Source organism: Sphingomonas astragali (genome assembly GCF_051400615.1).
In the GTDB taxonomy this organism is placed as follows: Bacteria; Pseudomonadota; Alphaproteobacteria; order Sphingomonadales; family Sphingomonadaceae; genus Sphingomonas.
In genome coordinates this window covers 256845-271724 of sequence record NZ_JBLFFH010000003.1, presented here as the reverse complement: position 1 = coordinate 271724, position 14880 = coordinate 256845, and the positions used below count along the sequence as shown (strand labels likewise).

The following is a 14880-nucleotide window of genomic DNA, read 5'->3' as shown; positions in this document are numbered from 1 at the left end:
TGGATAGCACTCTCGCCCGTCGAGGCGGAAGCGGCCGGCGAGAGGGGAGTCTCTCCGCCGGCCGCGCCCCCTCGGGGAGCAGGGGCCTCCCCGAGGGAACCCATGATTACTGCGCCTTGGTCTGAGCCGGAGCGGCCGTGGTGGTCTTGGTCTTGGTCTTGGCCTTCTTCACGACGTGGTGGTGCTTGGCCGAGGCCGGCACGGCCTTCTTCGCCTCGGCAAGCGAAGGGGCGGCGATCAGCGCGAGGGCGGCAGTCGACAGCAACAGACGGGTCATGGCGATTTCTCCTTCAACTCTCCGGCTCGGCAGGGGCCGCCGGGTCGAGGGAAGGATTAGCCCCCGTCACCTCACGCCGAGGTGACGGGGAGATGAAAATCGCGTCATGTTGGTCGGGTCGCGACTATTGCTTGGCCTTGGCCGGCTCGGGAGCGGGCGACGTTTCGGCGGCGGTCTTGAGGCGGGTGAGCTGGGTGCCGAGCACCTTGTCGACCAGCGGCGCCAGCGTCTCGCCGCCCTGGCGCATGTAGCCGCCGACGACATAGGTCATGGTGACCTTGGTGGCATTGGCGCCCACGCTGTCGAGCTTGAAGGTGAGCGTCGCCGCCACCGCCTCCGCCTGGAGCGGCCCGAGCGCGCCGACCATGCGGATCATGCGGCCGGGAGCGACATAGACGAGATGGGCGTGCTCGATGCTGCCCTTGTCGGGCAGCCGCTCGCAGAAGCAGCCGGTCGCCTGCGTGTCCATGTAGAGATTGGCGCTGTCGCCCGAATAGGTGTGCTCCGGATCCCACCATTTCTGGGGCGCGCGCAGAGTGTCCCAGGCGGCGGCGATCGGGGCGTCGATGGTGAGCGTCTGCTCGACGGCGAAGCTGGCCGGAGCGGAGGCGGTGACCTCGGCCGCGGCAGGCGTGGCGGCGACCAGGGCGGCCAATGCGAATAGGTGCTTCATCGGTCCCTCCCGGCGAGAGGAGCAGATTAGCCTGCCCCGCATACAACGTCATCCCGGACTTGTTCCAGGGTCCGCCGCGCCACCAGCTTCACGGCTTGTTGAAGCGTGGTTGCCGGAACAGGTCCGGCATGACGGTGAGGAATCAGGCCTTGCCGTCCAGGATCGCCTCGATCGCCTCGGTCACGTGCGCGATGTCGGCCATGCCGTCGACGCGGCTGACGATCCCGCGCGCTTCGTAGATCGGCAGGATCGGCGCGGTCTTGGCGCGGTACTCCGCCATGCGGGTGCGGACCGTCTCGGCATTGTCGTCGGGGCGGCGCTTGAACTCGTGGTGGCCGCACACGTCGCAGGTGCCCGGCACCTTCGGCTGCTTGAACCGGTCGTGATAGCCCTCGCCGCAATTGGCGCAGGTGAAGCGGCCGGTGATGCGCTCGACCAGCGCGTCCTCGTCCACCGTCAGCTCGATGACATGGTCGAGCCTGCGGCCGCGCTCGGCGAGCAGCTGATCCAGCGCCTCGGCCTGGGCGGCGGTGCGGGGATAGCCGTCGAAGATCGCACCCTTGGCCGTGTCCGGCATGTCGAGCCGCTCGCCGATGATACCCGAGACGATCTCGTCGGAGACGAGCTCGCCCGCCTCCATCACCGCCTTGGCCTTGATGCCCGTCGGCGTACCGGCCTTGACCGCGGCGCGCAGCATGTCGCCGGTCGAGAGCTGCACCATGCCGCGATCGGCCTCGAGGCGGCTCGCCTGGGTCCCCTTGCCCGCCCCCGGCGGTCCCAGCAGAATGATGTTCATGACGGTCGCTCCCTAAACCGTTCGTGCCGAGCTTGTCGAAGCACCGTTCTTCTGGCGCCCCTCCGCATTGAAGAAGAAGGGCGGCCCTTCGACAAGCGCAGGGCGAACGGCGTTCGGGATTATCTTAGGCGGCCGCCCTTCAGCTTCGCCTTCTTGATGAGGTCGCCATACTGGTGCGCCAGCAGGTGCGACTGGATCTGTGTCACCGTGTCCATCGTCACGTTGACGACGATCAGCAGGCTGGTGCCGCCGAGATAGAAGGGAATCGACAGCGCCGACACCAGATATTCGGGCAGCAGGCAGATCACCGTCAGGTACGCCGCGCCGATCACGGTGATGCGGGTCAGCACGTAATCGAAATAGGCCTCGGTGTTCTTGCCCGGGCGGATGCCGGGGATGAAGCCGCCGTAGCGCTTGAGGTTATCCGCTGTCTCCTCCGGGTTGAAGACCACCGCGGTGTAGAAGAAGGAAAAGAAGATGATGCCGAGCCCGTAGAGCACCATGTAGATGGGGCTGCCGTGCTGGAGATACTGGTTCAGCGTGATCACGAAGTCGCCGAGGCGGCTCTCGCCCGCGACGCGCTGGCCGGCGAACTGGGTGATGGTCAGCGGCAGCAGCAGCAGCGACGAGGCGAAGATCGGCGGGATCACGCCGGCGGTGTTGAGCTTGAGCGGCAGGTGGCTGCGCTCGGCCTGGACGCCGCGCTGCGTCTGGCGCTTGGGATACTGGATCAGGATGCGGCGCTGGGCGCGCTCCATGAAGCAGATGAACAGCACCAGCAGCACCACCGCGACGACGATCGCAAGCAGGGTCATCGGATTCATCGTGCCGGTGCGGCCGCCCTCGAGCAGCTGGACGAGCGTGGTCGGCAGGTGCGCGACGATGCCGGCCATGATGATGAGGCTGATGCCGTTGCCGATGCCGCGGCTGGTGATCTGCTCGCCCAGCCACATCAGGAACATGGTGCCGCCGATCAGCGAGACCACCGCGGCGATGCGGAACAACATGCCCGGCGCGATCACCGCCTGCACGCCCTGGCTGGCGCCGAACGCCTCCAGGCCCACGGCGATGAAATAGCCCTGCACCGCGGTCAGCGCGACGGTGCCGTAGCGGGTATACTGGTTGAGCTTCTTGCGCCCGCTCTCGCCTTCCTTCTTGATCGCGGCGAGGGTCGGCGACAGCGAGGTCGCGAGCTGCACGACGATCGAGGCGGTGATGTAGGGCATCACCCCGAGCGCGATCAGGCTCATGCGGGTGAGCGCGCCGCCCGAGAAGGTGTTGAAGAAATCGAGCACGCCGCCCTGGGTCTGCTGGCTGAGCAGGCCGAGCGCGGTCGGATCGATGCCGGGCAGCGGCACGTAGCTCAGCATCCGGAAGACGATCAGCGCGCCGAGGGTGAACCACAGCCGCTTCTTGAGGTCGGTCGCCTGGCTGAACTTGGCCAGGTTGATGCTGGTGGCGAGGCTGTCGGCTGCGGATGCCATCGTGTCTGCGGTCCCGGAAACTGAAACGGCGGCGAACGCAAAACCCGCCCGCCGCCGCTCATATAGTCACGCTCAGGAGGTTGTCTAACCTCTCAAGCTTCATTGCCTCCCCGGCGGAGGCCGGGGTCCAGTCGCGAGCGGCCCGAAACTGGGCCCCGGCCTCCGCCGGGGAAGCGAGGATAAGTTACGCCTTCGCGGCCTTCTTCGCCGCCTTGTCGTCGGCGCGCGCCTTCTGCACGGTGCGGTGCTTGGCGGCGGCCTTCTCGGCGGCCGGCACGATCTCGGGGACCGTGAGCGAGCCGCCCGCCTTCTCGACCGCCTCGCGCGCCGACTTGGACGCGCCGGCGACGGTGATGGTCAGCTTGGCGGTGAGTTCGCCCTTGCCGAGCAGGCGGACGCCGTCCTTGCCGCCGCGGGTCAGGCCCGCCGCGTTCAGCACCGCCTGGTCGATCGGCTGCGACGCATCGAGCTTGCCGGCATCGATCGCCTTCTGCAGCGCGCCCAGGTTCACCTCGGCATAATCCTTGGCGAAGATGTTGTTGAAGCCGCGCTTCGGCAGGCGCATGTGGAGCGGCATCTGGCCGCCCTCGAAGCCGTTGATCGAGACGCCTTCGCGGCTCTTCTGGCCCTTCTGGCCGCGGCCGCCGGTCTTGCCCTTGCCCGAGCCGATGCCGCGTCCGACGCGGATCTTGCGGTGACGGGCGCCTTCGTTGTCGCGGATGTCGTTCAGTTTCATGTCGTGCACTCGCTTTCGCTTTTGTCGCGCTGAAATAACTAAAGCCCCTCCCCTTCAGGGGAGGGGCTTAGGAGGTCATCCCTCCACGCTCACCATATGCTGCACCTTGCGGATCATGCCGCGGACCTCGGGGGTGTCCTTGAGCTCGACCGTCTTGTGCATCTTGTTGAGGCCCAGGCCGATCAGGGTCGCGCGCTGGTCCTTGGTGCGGCGGATCGGCGAGCCGGTCTGGGTGATCTTCACCGTGCCGGCCGCGGCTTCCTTCTTCGCTGCCATCTGAGCTTACTCCGTGATCGCGGCCGCGTCCGCCTCGGCGGTCTGCGAACCGCCGCGGCCGAGCAGGTCGGCGATCTTCTTGCCGCGGCGCTGCGCGACGCTCTTGGGCGAGGTCTGCTCGCCGAGCGCCTCAAAGGTCGCGCGGATCATGTTGTACGGGTTCGAGGTGCCGACCGACTTGGTCACCACGTCGGCGACGCCGAGGCTCTCGAAGATCGCACGCATCGGACCGCCGGCGATGATGCCGGTGCCCGCCGGCGCCGAGCGCAGCGTCACCCGGCCCGCGCCGAAGTGGCCGTTGCCGTCGTGGTGCAGCGTGCGGCCTTCCTTCAGCGGCACGCGGACCATCGCCTTCTTGGCAGCCGCGGTCGCCTTCGAGATCGCCTCGGGCACCTCGCGCGCCTTGCCGTGGCCGAAGCCGACGCGGCCCTTGCCGTCGCCCACGACGACCAGCGCCGCGAAGCCGAAGCGCTTGCCGCCCTTCACCGTCTTGGACACGCGGTTGATGTGGACGAGCTTCTCGATCAGCTCCTCGCCGCCATCCTCGCCGCCGCCGCGACGATCGTCGCGCCGGCCACGGCCGCCGTCGCGACCGCCACGACCGCCACGATCGCCGCCGCCACGGCCACGGCCGCCACGGGGACCGCGGCCGCCCTCGGGAGCGGGGGCACCGGCGCCGGCACCGGCCTCCTGCGGAGCGCCCTCGATCTGGGTGTTCTCGTCAGCCATGCCTTAGAACTCCAATCCATTCTCGCGCGCGGCTTCCGCCAGCGCCTTGACGCGACCGTGATAGAGGAAGCCGCCGCGGTCGAACACGACCTGCGTCACGCCCGCCTGCTTGGCCGCCTCGGCGACCTTCGCGCCGACGGCCTTGGCCGCCTCGACGGTCGCGCCGGCCTTGTCGGCGCCCAGCGTCGACGCCGCCGCGATCGTCTTGCCCTCGGTATCGTCGATCACCTGGGCATAGATGTGCTTGCCCGAGCGGTGGATCGACAGCCGCGGACGGCCGCCGGCCCGCGCGCGGAGCGCGGTGCGGTTGCGGCGCCGCCGCTTCTCGAAGAGAGAGAGACCCTTGGTCATTACTTCTTCTTCCCTTCCTTGCGGAAGATATACTCGCCCGCGTACTTGATGCCCTTGCCCTTGTAGGGCTCAGGCTTGCGCCATTGGCGAATTTCCGCCGCGAACTGGCCGACCTTCTGCTTGTCGCTGCCCGAGATCTCGACCGTGGTCTGATCCGGGGTCTTGACCTCGACCCCCTCCGGAACGTCGAGATCGACGTCATGCGAATAGCCGAGCTGGAGCTTCAGCTTCCGGCCCTGCGCATTGGCGCGATAGCCGACGCCGGTGATCTCGAGGCGCTTCGTGAAGCCCTCGGTCACGCCGGTCACCAGGTTCTGCACCAGCGTGCGCTGCATACCCCAGAAGGCACGCGCCGCCTTGGTGTCGTTGGCCGGCTTCACGGTGATGCCGTCGTCGCCCACCGTGTAGCTGATCTCGTCACGCAGTGTCAGCGCGAGCGTGCCCTTCGGGCCCTTCACGTTGAGCTGACCGCCCTCGATCGTGGCGGTGACGCCCGCCGGTACGGTGACCGGCCGTTTGCCGATGCGGCTCATCAGAACACCTCCGCCAGCACTTCGCCGCCGACGTTCTGCTCGCGCGCTTCCGCGTCGGACAGCACGCCCTTCGGCGTCGAAACGATGGTGATGCCCAGGCCGTTGCGCACGCGCGGAAGCTCCTGCGAGCCCGAATAGACGCGGCGGCCCGGTTTCGAGACGCGAGCGACATGCTTGATCGCCGGCTGGCCCTCGAAATACTTCAGCTCGATGCGGATGCCGGCCGCGGGGCCCATCTGCTCGTCGCTGTAGCCACGGATATAGCCCTCGCGCTGGAGCACGTCGAGCACGCGCGCGCGCAGCTTCGACGCCGGCGTCAGGACGGAATCCTTGCGCGCGCGCTGGCCGTTGCGGATGCGGGTGAGCATGTCACCCAGGGGATCGGTCACTGCCATCTTTTTACCCTTACCAGCTCGACTTGGTGATGCCGGGGATCAGGCCCTTGTTGGCCAGATCGCGAAGCATGACGCGCGCGAGACGGAACTTGCGGTAATAGCCGCGCGGACGCCCGGTGAGCTCGCAGCGGTTGCGGATGCGCGTCGGGTTCCCGTTCCTCGGGATCTCCGCCATCTTGAGCCGCGCGATGAGGCGCTCGGTCTCGCCGAGGCTCTCGTCATTCGCCTGCGCCTTCAGCTTCGCATAGCGGCCGGCGTACTTCTTCACCAGCTTCTTGCGACGCTCGTTCTTGTTGATCGAACTCAGTTTCGCCATGGACTTAAGCTCTTCTCTTCTTTCTCAGTGCTCCTGCGAAGGCAGGAGCCTTGGCCAGTGCTCCTGCCTTCGCAGGAGCACTGATTCGGGGTTACGCCGCCTGCTTCTCCTCGCCACCGGTCATGCCGATGAACGGGAAGCCGAACAGGCGCAGCAGCTCGCGAGCCTCTTCATCGGTCTTCGCGGTGGTGGTGACGATGATGTCCATGCCGCGGACCTTGTCGATCCGGTCATAGTTGATCTCCGGGAACACGAGCTGCTCCTTGAGACCCATCGCATAGTTGCCGCGGCCGTCGAACGACTTGGGGTTGAGGCCACGGAAGTCGCGGACGCGGGGAAGCGCGATCGTGACGAGGCGGTCGAGGAACTCGTACATGCGCTCGCGGCGAAGGGTGACCTTCGCGCCGATCGGCATCCCTTCGCGCAGCTTGAACTGCGCGATCGACTTCTTCGCCTTGGTGACGACGGGCTTCTGGCCGGCGATCAGCTCCATCTCGGACGCCGCCTGCTCGACCTTCTTCTTGTCCTGCGTCGCCTCGCCCACGCCCATGTTGAGCACGATCTTCTCGATCCGGGGCACCTGCATCGGATTCTTGTAGCCGAACTTGTCCGTCATCGCCTTGACGATGCGGTCGTCGTACAGCTTCTTCATCCGCGGCGTGTAGTTGTCAGCCATTAATGACCTCCCCGGTCTTGACGGCCACGCGGACCTTCTTGCCGTCCTTCACCTCGAAGCGGACGCGCGTCGGCTTGCCGTCCTTGGTCACGTGCGCGACCTTGGAGACGTGCAGCGGCGCTTCCGAACGCTCGAGGCCGCCCTGCGGGTTGGCCTGCGAGGGCTTGCGGTGCCTGACGGCGATGTTGACGCCTGACACGACGACCTTGCCGTCCTTCGGCAGCGACTTGACGACCTCGCCGGTCCGGCCCTTGTCCTTGCCGGACAGGACGATGACCTGGTCGCCCTTCTTGATCTTGGCAGCAGCCATCACAGCACCTCGGGCGCGAGCGAAATGATCTTCATATAGCCCTTCGAGCGCAGCTCGCGGACCACCGGGCCGAAGATACGGGTGCCGATCGGCTCCTCGTTCTTGTTCACCAGGACGGCGGCGTTGCCGTCGAAGCGGATCACCGAGCCGTCGGCGCGGCGGATGTCCTTCGACGTGCGAACGATCACCGCGCGGTGGACGTCGCCCTTCTTGACGCGGCCCCTCGGCACCGCCTCCTTGACGCTGACGACGATGACGTCGCCCACGCCGGCGGTGCGGCGCTTGGAGCCGCCCAGCACCTTGATGCACTGCACCCGCTTCGCGCCGCTGTTGTCAGCGACGTCGAGATTGGACTGCATCTGGATCATCGATCCGGTTCCTTCTCAACTGCGCCCGATTCCGACCGGGACGCACCTTCGTTCCAATGCGGACTTAAGCGTCCGCCGCGATCATCTCGGGCGTCGTGTGGGTGTTGACCCGCTCGATCACCTTCCACGTCTTCTGCTTGGAGATCGGGGCGGTCTCTTCGATCCGCACCGTTTCACCCTGCTTGAACTCGTTCGCCTCGTCATGGGCGTGATACTTCTTCGAGCGGCGGATGATCTTGCCGTAGAGCGGGTGCTTCACCTTGCGCTCGACGTTCACCACCACCGTCTTGTCGGCCTTGTCCGACACGATCACCCCGGTCAGCACGCGCTTCGGCATGTCTCGGGACTCCTTACTTGGCAGCCGAGCGCGAACGCTCGGTCTGCAGCGTCTTGATACGGGCGATGTCGCGACGGACCTCGCGCACGCGGCTCGGCTTCTCGAGCTGGCTGGTCGCCGCCTGGAAGCGGAGGTTGAACGCCTCGCGCTTGAGGTTGCCCAGCTCCTCCGTGAGCTGATCGTCGGTCTTCGCCCGAAGATCGGTTGCCTTGGTCATCTCTATCAACCCTCCAGGTGCGACGTGTCGCCGAGACGCGCCACGACCTTGGTCTTGATCGGCAGCTTCATCGCCGCACGCTCGAACGCCTCCGCCGCGAGCGGGCCGGGCACGCCGTCCAGCTCGAACAGGATGCGGCCGGGCTTGACGCGCGCCGCCCAGAATTCCGGCGCGCCCTTGCCCGAGCCCATGCGGACCTCGGCCGGCTTCGACGACACCGCGACGTCCGGGAAGATGCGGATCCACAACCGCCCCTGACGCTTGATGTGACGCGTGATCGCGCGGCGGGCCGCCTCGATCTGACGCGCGGTGATCCGCTCCGGCTCCATCGCCTTCAGGCCATAGGAGCCGAAGTTCAACGCCGTGCCGCCCTTGGCATCGCCATGGATGCGGCCCTTGAACTGCTTGCGGAACTTGGTCTTCTTCGGTTGCAGCATGGCTTAGTTCCTGCGATCGCGGTCATCGCGCGCGGGGCGCACGCCGGAGGTCTGGGCCTCCACCATCAGACGGTCCTGGGCGAGCGGATCGTGACCCAGGATCTCGCCTTTGAAGACCCACACCTTGACGCCGCACACGCCATAGGCGGTGTGCGCTTCGGCATCGGCGTAATCGAGGTGCGCGCGCAGCGTGTGCAGCGGCACGCGGCCCTCGCGATAGCTCTCCGACCGCGCGATCTCGGCGCCGCCGAGACGGCCGCCGCACGCGACGCGGATGCCGTCGGCACCCAAGCGCATCGCCGACTGCACCGCGCGCTTCATCGCGCGGCGGAAGGCGATGCGGCGCTCGAGCTGATCGGCGATGCCCTGCGCGATCAGCTTGGCGTCGATCTCAGGCTTGCGGATCTCGACGATGTTCAGCGACACGTCCGAGCTGGTCATCGCGCCGAGCGTCTTGCGCAGCTTCTCGATGTCCGAGCCCTTCTTGCCGATGATCACGCCGGGGCGCGCGGCATAGATCGAGATACGGCACAGCTTGGCCGGACGCTCGATCACCACCTTCGAGATCGCGGCCTGCGGCAGCGTCTTGACGATGTACTGGCGGATCTTGAGATCCTCCAGCAGCAGGCGGCCATAGTCCGCACCCTCGGCGAACCAGCGGCTGTCCCAGGTGCGGTTGATCTGCAGGCGCAGGCCGATCGGATTGCTCTTGTGACCCATTATGCTTCTTCCTGCTCGCGCACGACGATGCGCAGACGGCTGAACGGCTTCAGGATGCGGGTGGACTTGCCACGGCCGCGGGTCGCGAAGCGCTTCATCGTGATCGACTTGCCGACCGATGCCTCGGCGACGACGAGCGCGTCGACGTCGAGGTTGTGGTTGTTCTCGGCATTGGCGATCGCGGAGGCGAGCACCTTGCGCGCGTCCTCGGCCATCGCCTTCTTCGAGAAGGCAAGGATGTTCATCGCATCGCCCGCCTTCTTGCCGCGGATCAGGCCCGCGACCAGGTTGAGCTTCTGCGCCGAACCGCGGATCTGCGTGCCGACCGAGAGCGCCTCGTTGTCGGCAACGCGGCGGGGAGCCTTATCCTTAGACATCAGCGCTTACCCTTCTTGTCGGCGGCGTGGCCGGGGAAGAAGCGGGTCGGCGCGAACTCGCCGAGCTTCATGCCGACCATGTCCTCGTTGACCGACACCGGCACGTGCTTGCGGCCGTTGTAGACGTTGAACGTCAGGCCGACGAACTGCGGCAGGATCGTCGAGCGGCGCGACCAGGTCTTGATCGGACCCGAACGGGTGCCCTGCTCCTGCGCGGCCTCGGCCTTCTTGAGAAGGCTGAGGTCCACGAACGGACCCTTCCAAACCGAGCGAGCCATTACTTCTTCCTCGCGTGACGCGAACGGATGATCATCTTGTCCGTCGCCTTGTTGTGACGGGTGCGCGCACCCTTGGTCGGCTTGCCCCACGGGGTGACCGGATGACGGCCGCCCGAGGTCCGGCCCTCACCACCGCCGTGCGGGTGGTCGACCGGGTTCTTGGCGACGCCGCGGGTCAGCGGACGCTTGCCGAGCCAGCGGTTGCGGCCGGCCTTGCCGAGGTTCTGGTTCTGGTTGTCGGGGTTAGACACCGCGCCGACCGTCGCCATGCAGTTCGCATGGATGTAGCGCTGCTCGCCCGAGTTGAGGCGGACGATCACCATGCCGCGGTCACGGCCGACGACCTGGACGTAGGTGCCCGCCGAGCGCGCGATCTGACCGCCCTTGCCCGGCTTCATCTCGACGTTGTGGACGATGGTGCCGACCGGCATCTGGCCGAGCTCCATGGCGTTGCCCGGCTTCACGTCGGTCTTGCGGCCGGCGATCACCTTGTCGCCGACGCCCAGGCGCTGCGGCGCGAGGATATAGGCCAGGCGGTCCTTGCCGTTCTCGTCGGCGCCGTAGTTGACCAGCGCGATGAACGCGGTGCGGTTCGGGTCGTACTCGATCCGCTCGACCGTGCCGACGACGTCCCACAGGCGGCGCTTGAAATCGACGATGCGATAGCGCTGCTTGTGGCCGCCGGCGATGCCGCGCGACGTCACATGGCCCTTGTTGTTGCGGCCGCCCGTCTTGGTCTTGCCTTCGGTCAGCGCCTTGACCGGACGCCCCTTGTAGAGGGCCGAACGGTCGACGAGGATCAGGCCGCGACGCGCGGGGCTCGTCGGATTGTAATGCTTGAGCGCCATGGTCAGTTGACCCCCTGCGTCACGTCGATCTGATCGCCTTCGGCGAGCGTCACGATCGCTTTCTTCATGTCCGAGCGGCGGTAGGGCGCGCCCTTCCACTTCTTGGTCTTGCCCTTCTGGACGATCGTGTTGACGCCGGTCACCTTGACGTTGAACAGCGCCTCGACCGCCGCCTTGATCTCGGGCTTGGTCGCGTCGTTCGCGACCTTGAACACCACCGCGTTCGCCTCCGAAACCAGAGTCGCCTTCTCGGTGATGTGCGGCGCGACGATCACGTCGTAGTGTCGGGTGTCGACCGCCGCCTTCTTCGATGCCTTAGCCATTGAAGCGCGCCTCCAGCTTCTCGACGGCAGCGCGGGTCAGGACCAGCGTGTCGTGCTTCAGGATGTCGTAGACGTTGGCGCCGATCGCCGGCAGCACGTTGACCTCGCGGAGGTTGCCCGCGGCGAGCGCGAAGCTGGTCTCGACGGCGTCGCCGTCGATCACCAGCGCGGTCTTGCCGAAGCCGAGCTTGGCGAGATCGCCCTTCAGCGTCTTGGCCTTGCCGTCCTTCACGGTCAGGCTGTCGAGGACGATCAGCGAGCCCGCCTTGGCGTGGCTCGACAGCGCCATCTTGAGGCCCAGCGCGCGGATCTTCTTGTTCAGCGACGGATTGAAGTCGCGGACGCGGGCGCCGTGCGCCTTGCCGCCGCCGATGAACACCGGCGCGCGGCGATCGCCGTGACGGGCGGTGCCGCCGCCCTTCTGGCGACCGAACTTCTTGCCGGTGCGGGCAACGTCGGAACGCTCGCGGGTGCCGCGCGCGGTGCCGCGGCGCTTCTCGAGCTGCCAGGTGACGACGCGGTGCAGGATGTCGGCACGCGGATCGAGGCCGAACACCTCGTCGGCGAGCTCGATGTCCGCGGCCTTCGCCCCAGCGCCCTTGGCACCGTCGAGGGATTGAACCTTGACCTTCACGTTCAGCCCTCCTGGCCTTCGGCGGCCTCGGGAGCCGCCGGCGCTTCCGCGGGCGTCTCGGCCGGAGCCTGGTTGTTGTTGGCGACGGCCTTCAAGCTCGCCGGATACGGCGCGTCCTTATGGGCCGGGACCTTGACCGCATCCTTGACGAGCAGCCAGCCGCCCTTCGAGCCGGGCACCGAGCCCTTGACGAAGATCAGGCCGCGCTCGACGTCGGTCGAGACGATCTCGAGGTTCTGCTGCGTGCGATTGCGCGCGCCCATGTGGCCGGCCATCTTCTTGTTCTTGAAGACGCGGCCCGGGTCCTGGCGGTTGCCGGTCGAACCATGCGAACGGTGCGAGACCGACACGCCGTGGGTCGCGCGCAGACCGCCGAAGCCCCAGCGCTTCATCGCGCCGGCGAAGCCCTTGCCCTGGGTGACGCCCTGGACGTCGACCATCTGGCCGGCGACGAAATGGTCAGCCGAAATCTCCGCGCCCACCTCGATCAGCGCGTCCTCGTCGACGCGGAACTCGACCAGCTTCGCCTTCGGCTCGACCTCGGCCTTGCCGAAGTGGCCGCGCTGCGGCTTGGCGACGTTCTTGGCCTTGGCGGTACCGGCGCCGAGCTGGACCGCGACGTAACCGTCCCGCTCCATCGTGCGCTGCGCCACCACCTGGACGCCCTCCAGCGCCAGGACGGTGACGGGCACGTGGCGGCCGTCGTCCTGGAACAGGCGGGTCATCCCCATCTTCTTCGCGATCACGCCAGTGCGCATGACCAGTTGCTCCCATAACAGAGGCACCCGGCGGATGATTCCGCGGGTGCGTGCCTCAGCCCAAATACGATGCGTGCCCCCGTCCGGGCCGAATGTTCCTTGATCCAAGGAACGCGACGGGAGACGCAGCCCGGAGCGAACTCCGGCGGTATCTCTATGTCGATGAGGGGTTCAGTCCCTCGGCCCTTCCTTGCATCGGCCCAGAGGCCAGTCGAGGAAGGAAGCGCAGCGATTCATGATCGCGACGCGAATCTCGTGTGAGGCGGCGCCTTTACGGTACCTTCGCCTCGCTGTCTACCCCTTGCCGAAAGCTGCCGTCATCCAGATAGCAACCCCGGCTTTCGCCGGGGCTCCGGCAAACTGGCTCACGCCAGTTTGATCTCGACGTCAACGCCGGCGGCGAGATCGAGCTTCATCAGCGCGTCGACCGTGTTGGCGGTCGGCTGCACGATGTCGAGCATACGCTTGTAGGTGCGCACCTCGAACTGCTCGCGCGACTTCTTGTCGATGTGGGGACCACGGTTGACCGTGAACTTCTCGATCTTCGTCGGAAGCGGGATGGGACCACGGATGAGCGCGCCGGTGCGGCGGGCGGTATCGGCGATCTCGCCGGTCGCCTGATCGAGCACGCGGTGATCGAACGCCTTCAGGCGAATGCGGATATTCTGCGTTTCCATGTCCCTACCGATATGAAAGAGCGGGCCCCGCTGCCGGGGCTCTTGCTGGTTCAAACTCAAACTGGAGGCGGGCCCTTACAGGTGCCCCCGTAAAAAGGCAACCGCCCGGCCCCAATTTTCAGGGGCCGGGCGGCGCTTTTATTCTCAGCTTACTTCGAGATGCCGCTGACGACACCCGCGCCGACGGTGCGACCACCTTCGCGGATGGTGAAACGCTGGCCGACGTCCATCGCGATCGGGGCGATCAGCTTGACGCCCAGCGCGACGTTGTCGCCCGGCATGACCATCTCGGTGCCGGCCGGCAGCTCGACGGTGCCGGTGACGTCCGTGGTGCGGAAGTAGAACTGCGGACGATAGTTGGCGAAGAACGGCGTGTGACGGCCGCCTTCCTCCTTCGACAGCACATACACCTCCGACTGGAAGTCGGTGTGCGGGGTGATCGAGCCCGGCTTGGCCAGAACCTGTCCGCGCTCGACTTCCTCACGGCCGACGCCGCGGAGCAGCGCGCCGACGTTGTCGCCGGCCTGGCCCTGGTCGAGCAGCTTGCGGAACATCTCGACGCCGGTGACGACCGTCTTCTTGGTGTCGGTGATGCCGACGATCTCGACTTCCTCGCCGACCTTGATGACGCCGGTCTCGACGCGGCCGGTCACCACGGTGCCGCGGCCCGAGATCGAGAACACGTCCTCGATCGGCATCATGAACGGCTTGTCGAGCGGACGCTCGGGCTGCGGGATATACTCGTCGACAGCCGCCATCAGCTCAAGCACGGCCTTCTTGCCGATCTCGTCGTTCGAGCCGTCGAGCGCCTTGACCGCCGAGCCCTTGATGATCGGAATGTCGTCGCCCGGGAACTCATACGAGCTCAGCAGCTCGCGAATCTCGAGCTCGACGAGCTCCAGGATCTCCTCGTCGTCGACCAGGTCGACCTTGTTCATGAACACGACCATCGCCGGCACGCCGACCTGACGGGCGAGCAGGATGTGCTCGCGGGTCTGCGGCATCGGGCCGTCGGTCGCCGACACGACCAGGATCGCGCCGTCCATCTGGGCGGCACCGGTGATCATGTTCTTGACGTAGTCGGCGTGACCCGGGCAGTCGACGTGCGCATAGTGGCGCTTGTCGGTCTCATACTCGACGTGCGCGGTCGAGATGGTGATGCCGCGCTCGCGCTCTTCCGGCGCCTTGTCGATGTTGGCGTAGTCGACGAACGTCGCGCCGCCCGTCTCGGCCAGGACCTTCGTGATCGCGGCGGTCAGCGACGTCTTGCCGTGATCGACGTGGCCGATGGTGCCGATGTTGAGGTGCGGCTTGGTCCGCTCAAACTTTGCCTTCGCCATTGTTTCCCTACCTT

The 14880-nt window shown here is 66.7% G+C and carries 26 protein-coding genes; all 26 read right to left on the bottom strand.

Translation table 11 applies throughout. The features are described 5' to 3' along the window. Window positions 1–106: 106 nt before the first annotated feature. The 26 genes from ACMGER_RS15880 to tuf all read right to left on the bottom strand — a co-directional run bounded on the left by ACMGER_RS15880 (window position 107) and on the right by tuf (window position 14866). Window positions 107–277: a hypothetical protein gene (locus tag ACMGER_RS15880; protein ID WP_436813133.1), complete on the bottom strand. Its 171-nt coding sequence runs from the start codon at window positions 275–277 to the stop codon at window positions 107–109. A 124-nt stretch (window positions 278–401) separates the two neighbouring features. Then, a complete protein-coding gene (locus ACMGER_RS15875; protein ID WP_436813132.1) occupies window positions 402–950 on the bottom strand; it encodes an SRPBCC family protein in 549 nt (182 codons plus the stop codon). Window positions 951–1092: 142 nt separating this feature from the next. Next, a complete protein-coding gene (locus ACMGER_RS15870; protein ID WP_436813131.1) occupies window positions 1093–1746 on the bottom strand; it encodes an adenylate kinase in 654 nt (217 codons plus the stop codon). Window positions 1747–1865: 119 nt separating this feature from the next. Beyond that, window positions 1866–3230 (bottom strand): preprotein translocase subunit SecY, encoded by a 1365-nt coding sequence (gene secY, locus ACMGER_RS15865; protein ID WP_436813130.1) that lies wholly within the window; start codon window positions 3228–3230, stop codon window positions 1866–1868. A 184-nt stretch (window positions 3231–3414) separates the two neighbouring features. After that, entirely contained in the window at window positions 3415–3966 is a 552-nt protein-coding gene (rplO, locus tag ACMGER_RS15860) for a 50S ribosomal protein L15 (protein ID WP_436813129.1), read from the bottom strand. A 75-nt stretch (window positions 3967–4041) separates the two neighbouring features. After that, on the bottom strand, window positions 4042–4242 hold the full coding sequence (gene rpmD, locus ACMGER_RS15855) for a 50S ribosomal protein L30 (RefSeq protein WP_436813128.1): 201 nt from the start codon (window positions 4240–4242) through the stop codon (window positions 4042–4044). Window positions 4243–4248: 6 nt separating this feature from the next. Continuing rightward, the gene (gene rpsE / locus ACMGER_RS15850) at window positions 4249–4971 is read right to left on the bottom strand and encodes a 30S ribosomal protein S5 (protein ID WP_436813127.1); all 723 of its coding nucleotides are present in this window, start codon (window positions 4969–4971) and stop codon (window positions 4249–4251) included. A gap of 3 nt (window positions 4972–4974) precedes the next feature. After that, entirely contained in the window at window positions 4975–5322 is a 348-nt protein-coding gene (rplR, locus tag ACMGER_RS15845; protein WP_436813126.1) for a 50S ribosomal protein L18, read from the bottom strand. Beyond that, entirely contained in the window at window positions 5322–5855 is a 534-nt protein-coding gene (gene rplF, locus ACMGER_RS15840; protein ID WP_436813125.1) for a 50S ribosomal protein L6, read from the bottom strand. The genes rplR and rplF overlap by 1 nt, the downstream gene beginning before the upstream one ends. Then, window positions 5855–6250 (bottom strand): 30S ribosomal protein S8, encoded by a 396-nt coding sequence (gene rpsH / locus ACMGER_RS15835; RefSeq protein ID WP_233783909.1) that lies wholly within the window; start codon window positions 6248–6250, stop codon window positions 5855–5857. Before rpsH ends, rplF begins: the two co-directional genes overlap by 1 nt. Before the next feature lie 10 nt (window positions 6251–6260). Then, the gene (gene rpsN, locus ACMGER_RS15830) at window positions 6261–6566 is read right to left on the bottom strand and encodes a 30S ribosomal protein S14 (RefSeq protein WP_233783910.1); all 306 of its coding nucleotides are present in this window, start codon (window positions 6564–6566) and stop codon (window positions 6261–6263) included. A gap of 91 nt (window positions 6567–6657) precedes the next feature. Continuing rightward, window positions 6658–7242, bottom strand: coding sequence for a 50S ribosomal protein L5 (rplE, locus tag ACMGER_RS15825; protein ID WP_436813124.1), 585 nt, complete (start codon window positions 7240–7242; stop codon window positions 6658–6660). Further along, window positions 7235–7552 (bottom strand): 50S ribosomal protein L24, encoded by a 318-nt coding sequence (gene rplX, locus ACMGER_RS15820; RefSeq protein ID WP_436813123.1) that lies wholly within the window; start codon window positions 7550–7552, stop codon window positions 7235–7237. Before rplX ends, rplE begins: the two co-directional genes overlap by 8 nt. Beyond that, on the bottom strand, window positions 7552–7920 hold the full coding sequence (gene rplN / locus ACMGER_RS15815; RefSeq protein ID WP_233783913.1) for a 50S ribosomal protein L14: 369 nt from the start codon (window positions 7918–7920) through the stop codon (window positions 7552–7554). The genes rplX and rplN overlap by 1 nt, the downstream gene beginning before the upstream one ends. A gap of 64 nt (window positions 7921–7984) precedes the next feature. Continuing rightward, window positions 7985–8257, bottom strand: coding sequence for a 30S ribosomal protein S17 (rpsQ, locus tag ACMGER_RS15810; RefSeq protein WP_436813122.1), 273 nt, complete (start codon window positions 8255–8257; stop codon window positions 7985–7987). Between the two features lie 13 nt (window positions 8258–8270). After that, on the bottom strand, window positions 8271–8474 hold the full coding sequence (gene rpmC, locus ACMGER_RS15805; protein ID WP_436813121.1) for a 50S ribosomal protein L29: 204 nt from the start codon (window positions 8472–8474) through the stop codon (window positions 8271–8273). A gap of 5 nt (window positions 8475–8479) precedes the next feature. Beyond that, a complete protein-coding gene (gene rplP / locus ACMGER_RS15800; RefSeq protein ID WP_233783916.1) occupies window positions 8480–8911 on the bottom strand; it encodes a 50S ribosomal protein L16 in 432 nt (143 codons plus the stop codon). A gap of 3 nt (window positions 8912–8914) precedes the next feature. Next, a complete protein-coding gene (rpsC, locus tag ACMGER_RS15795) occupies window positions 8915–9631 on the bottom strand; it encodes a 30S ribosomal protein S3 (protein WP_436813120.1) in 717 nt (238 codons plus the stop codon). Continuing rightward, window positions 9631–10008 carry a 50S ribosomal protein L22 gene (gene rplV, locus ACMGER_RS15790; protein WP_233783918.1) on the bottom strand — a complete coding sequence of 126 codons (378 nt, stop codon included), beginning with the start codon at window positions 10006–10008 and terminating at the stop codon, window positions 9631–9633. The genes rpsC and rplV overlap by 1 nt, the downstream gene beginning before the upstream one ends. Next, complete coding sequence (gene rpsS, locus ACMGER_RS15785; protein WP_436813119.1) at window positions 10008–10286, bottom strand: 30S ribosomal protein S19; 279 nt, start codon at window positions 10284–10286, stop codon at window positions 10008–10010. Before rpsS ends, rplV begins: the two co-directional genes overlap by 1 nt. Further along, the gene (rplB, locus tag ACMGER_RS15780; protein ID WP_436813118.1) at window positions 10286–11134 is read right to left on the bottom strand and encodes a 50S ribosomal protein L2; all 849 of its coding nucleotides are present in this window, start codon (window positions 11132–11134) and stop codon (window positions 10286–10288) included. Before rplB ends, rpsS begins: the two co-directional genes overlap by 1 nt. A 2-nt stretch (window positions 11135–11136) precedes the next feature. Continuing rightward, the gene (locus ACMGER_RS15775) at window positions 11137–11457 is read right to left on the bottom strand and encodes a 50S ribosomal protein L23 (RefSeq protein ID WP_436813117.1); all 321 of its coding nucleotides are present in this window, start codon (window positions 11455–11457) and stop codon (window positions 11137–11139) included. Then, entirely contained in the window at window positions 11450–12091 is a 642-nt protein-coding gene (gene rplD, locus ACMGER_RS15770; RefSeq protein ID WP_436813116.1) for a 50S ribosomal protein L4, read from the bottom strand. The genes ACMGER_RS15775 and rplD overlap by 8 nt, the downstream gene beginning before the upstream one ends. 2 nt (window positions 12092–12093) lie before the next feature. Further along, window positions 12094–12849, bottom strand: coding sequence for a 50S ribosomal protein L3 (gene rplC, locus ACMGER_RS15765; RefSeq protein WP_436813115.1), 756 nt, complete (start codon window positions 12847–12849; stop codon window positions 12094–12096). Window positions 12850–13214: 365 nt separating this feature from the next. Further along, entirely contained in the window at window positions 13215–13526 is a 312-nt protein-coding gene (rpsJ, locus tag ACMGER_RS15760; RefSeq protein WP_233783924.1) for a 30S ribosomal protein S10, read from the bottom strand. Between the two features lie 149 nt (window positions 13527–13675). Next, window positions 13676–14866 (bottom strand): elongation factor Tu, encoded by a 1191-nt coding sequence (gene tuf / locus ACMGER_RS15755; protein ID WP_436813114.1) that lies wholly within the window; start codon window positions 14864–14866, stop codon window positions 13676–13678. Window positions 14867–14880 lie beyond the last annotated feature (14 nt).

Bases quoted from the DNA above. Each gene is read 5' to 3' on its own strand.
- ACMGER_RS15880 (WP_436813133.1), bottom strand. From the start codon at position 277: ATGACCCGTCTGTTGCTGTCGACTGCCGCCCTCGCGCTGATCGCCGCC.
- rpsC (WP_436813120.1), bottom strand. From the start codon at position 9,631: ATGGGTCACAAGAGCAATCCGATCGGCCTGCGCCTGCAGATCAACCGC.
- rpsS (WP_436813119.1), bottom strand. From the start codon at position 10,286: ATGGCTCGCTCGGTTTGGAAGGGTCCGTTCGTGGACCTCAGCCTTCTC.
- rpsQ (WP_436813122.1), bottom strand. From the start codon at position 8,257: ATGCCGAAGCGCGTGCTGACCGGGGTGATCGTGTCGGACAAGGCCGAC.
- rpmD (WP_436813128.1), bottom strand. From the start codon at position 4,242: ATGGCAGCGAAGAAGGAAGCCGCGGCCGGCACGGTGAAGATCACCCAG.
- rplC (WP_436813115.1), bottom strand. From the start codon at position 12,849: ATGCGCACTGGCGTGATCGCGAAGAAGATGGGGATGACCCGCCTGTTC.
- rplN (WP_233783913.1), bottom strand. From the start codon at position 7,920: ATGATCCAGATGCAGTCCAATCTCGACGTCGCTGACAACAGCGGCGCG.
- rpsE (WP_436813127.1), bottom strand. From the start codon at position 4,971: ATGGCTGACGAGAACACCCAGATCGAGGGCGCTCCGCAGGAGGCCGGT.
- ACMGER_RS15875 (WP_436813132.1), bottom strand. From the start codon at position 950: ATGAAGCACCTATTCGCATTGGCCGCCCTGGTCGCCGCCACGCCTGCC.
- ACMGER_RS15775 (WP_436813117.1), bottom strand. From the start codon at position 11,457: ATGGCTAAGGCATCGAAGAAGGCGGCGGTCGACACCCGACACTACGAC.
- secY (WP_436813130.1), bottom strand. From the start codon at position 3,230: ATGGCATCCGCAGCCGACAGCCTCGCCACCAGCATCAACCTGGCCAAG.
- rplF (WP_436813125.1), bottom strand. From the start codon at position 5,855: ATGAGCCGCATCGGCAAACGGCCGGTCACCGTACCGGCGGGCGTCACC.
- rplB (WP_436813118.1), bottom strand. From the start codon at position 11,134: ATGGCGCTCAAGCATTACAATCCGACGAGCCCCGCGCGTCGCGGCCTG.
- rpmC (WP_436813121.1), bottom strand. From the start codon at position 8,474: ATGACCAAGGCAACCGATCTTCGGGCGAAGACCGACGATCAGCTCACG.
- tuf (WP_436813114.1), bottom strand. From the start codon at position 14,866: ATGGCGAAGGCAAAGTTTGAGCGGACCAAGCCGCACCTCAACATCGGC.
- ACMGER_RS15870 (WP_436813131.1), bottom strand. From the start codon at position 1,746: ATGAACATCATTCTGCTGGGACCGCCGGGGGCGGGCAAGGGGACCCAG.
- rplO (WP_436813129.1), bottom strand. From the start codon at position 3,966: ATGAAACTGAACGACATCCGCGACAACGAAGGCGCCCGTCACCGCAAG.
- rpsN (WP_233783910.1), bottom strand. From the start codon at position 6,566: ATGGCGAAACTGAGTTCGATCAACAAGAACGAGCGTCGCAAGAAGCTG.
- rplX (WP_436813123.1), bottom strand. From the start codon at position 7,552: ATGGCTGCTGCCAAGATCAAGAAGGGCGACCAGGTCATCGTCCTGTCC.
- rplE (WP_436813124.1), bottom strand. From the start codon at position 7,242: ATGGCTGACAACTACACGCCGCGGATGAAGAAGCTGTACGACGACCGC.
- rpsH (WP_233783909.1), bottom strand. From the start codon at position 6,250: ATGGCAGTGACCGATCCCCTGGGTGACATGCTCACCCGCATCCGCAAC.
- rpsJ (WP_233783924.1), bottom strand. From the start codon at position 13,526: ATGGAAACGCAGAATATCCGCATTCGCCTGAAGGCGTTCGATCACCGC.
- rplR (WP_436813126.1), bottom strand. From the start codon at position 5,322: ATGACCAAGGGTCTCTCTCTCTTCGAGAAGCGGCGGCGCCGCAACCGC.
- rplP (WP_233783916.1), bottom strand. From the start codon at position 8,911: ATGCTGCAACCGAAGAAGACCAAGTTCCGCAAGCAGTTCAAGGGCCGC.
- rplV (WP_233783918.1), bottom strand. From the start codon at position 10,008: ATGTCTAAGGATAAGGCTCCCCGCCGCGTTGCCGACAACGAGGCGCTC.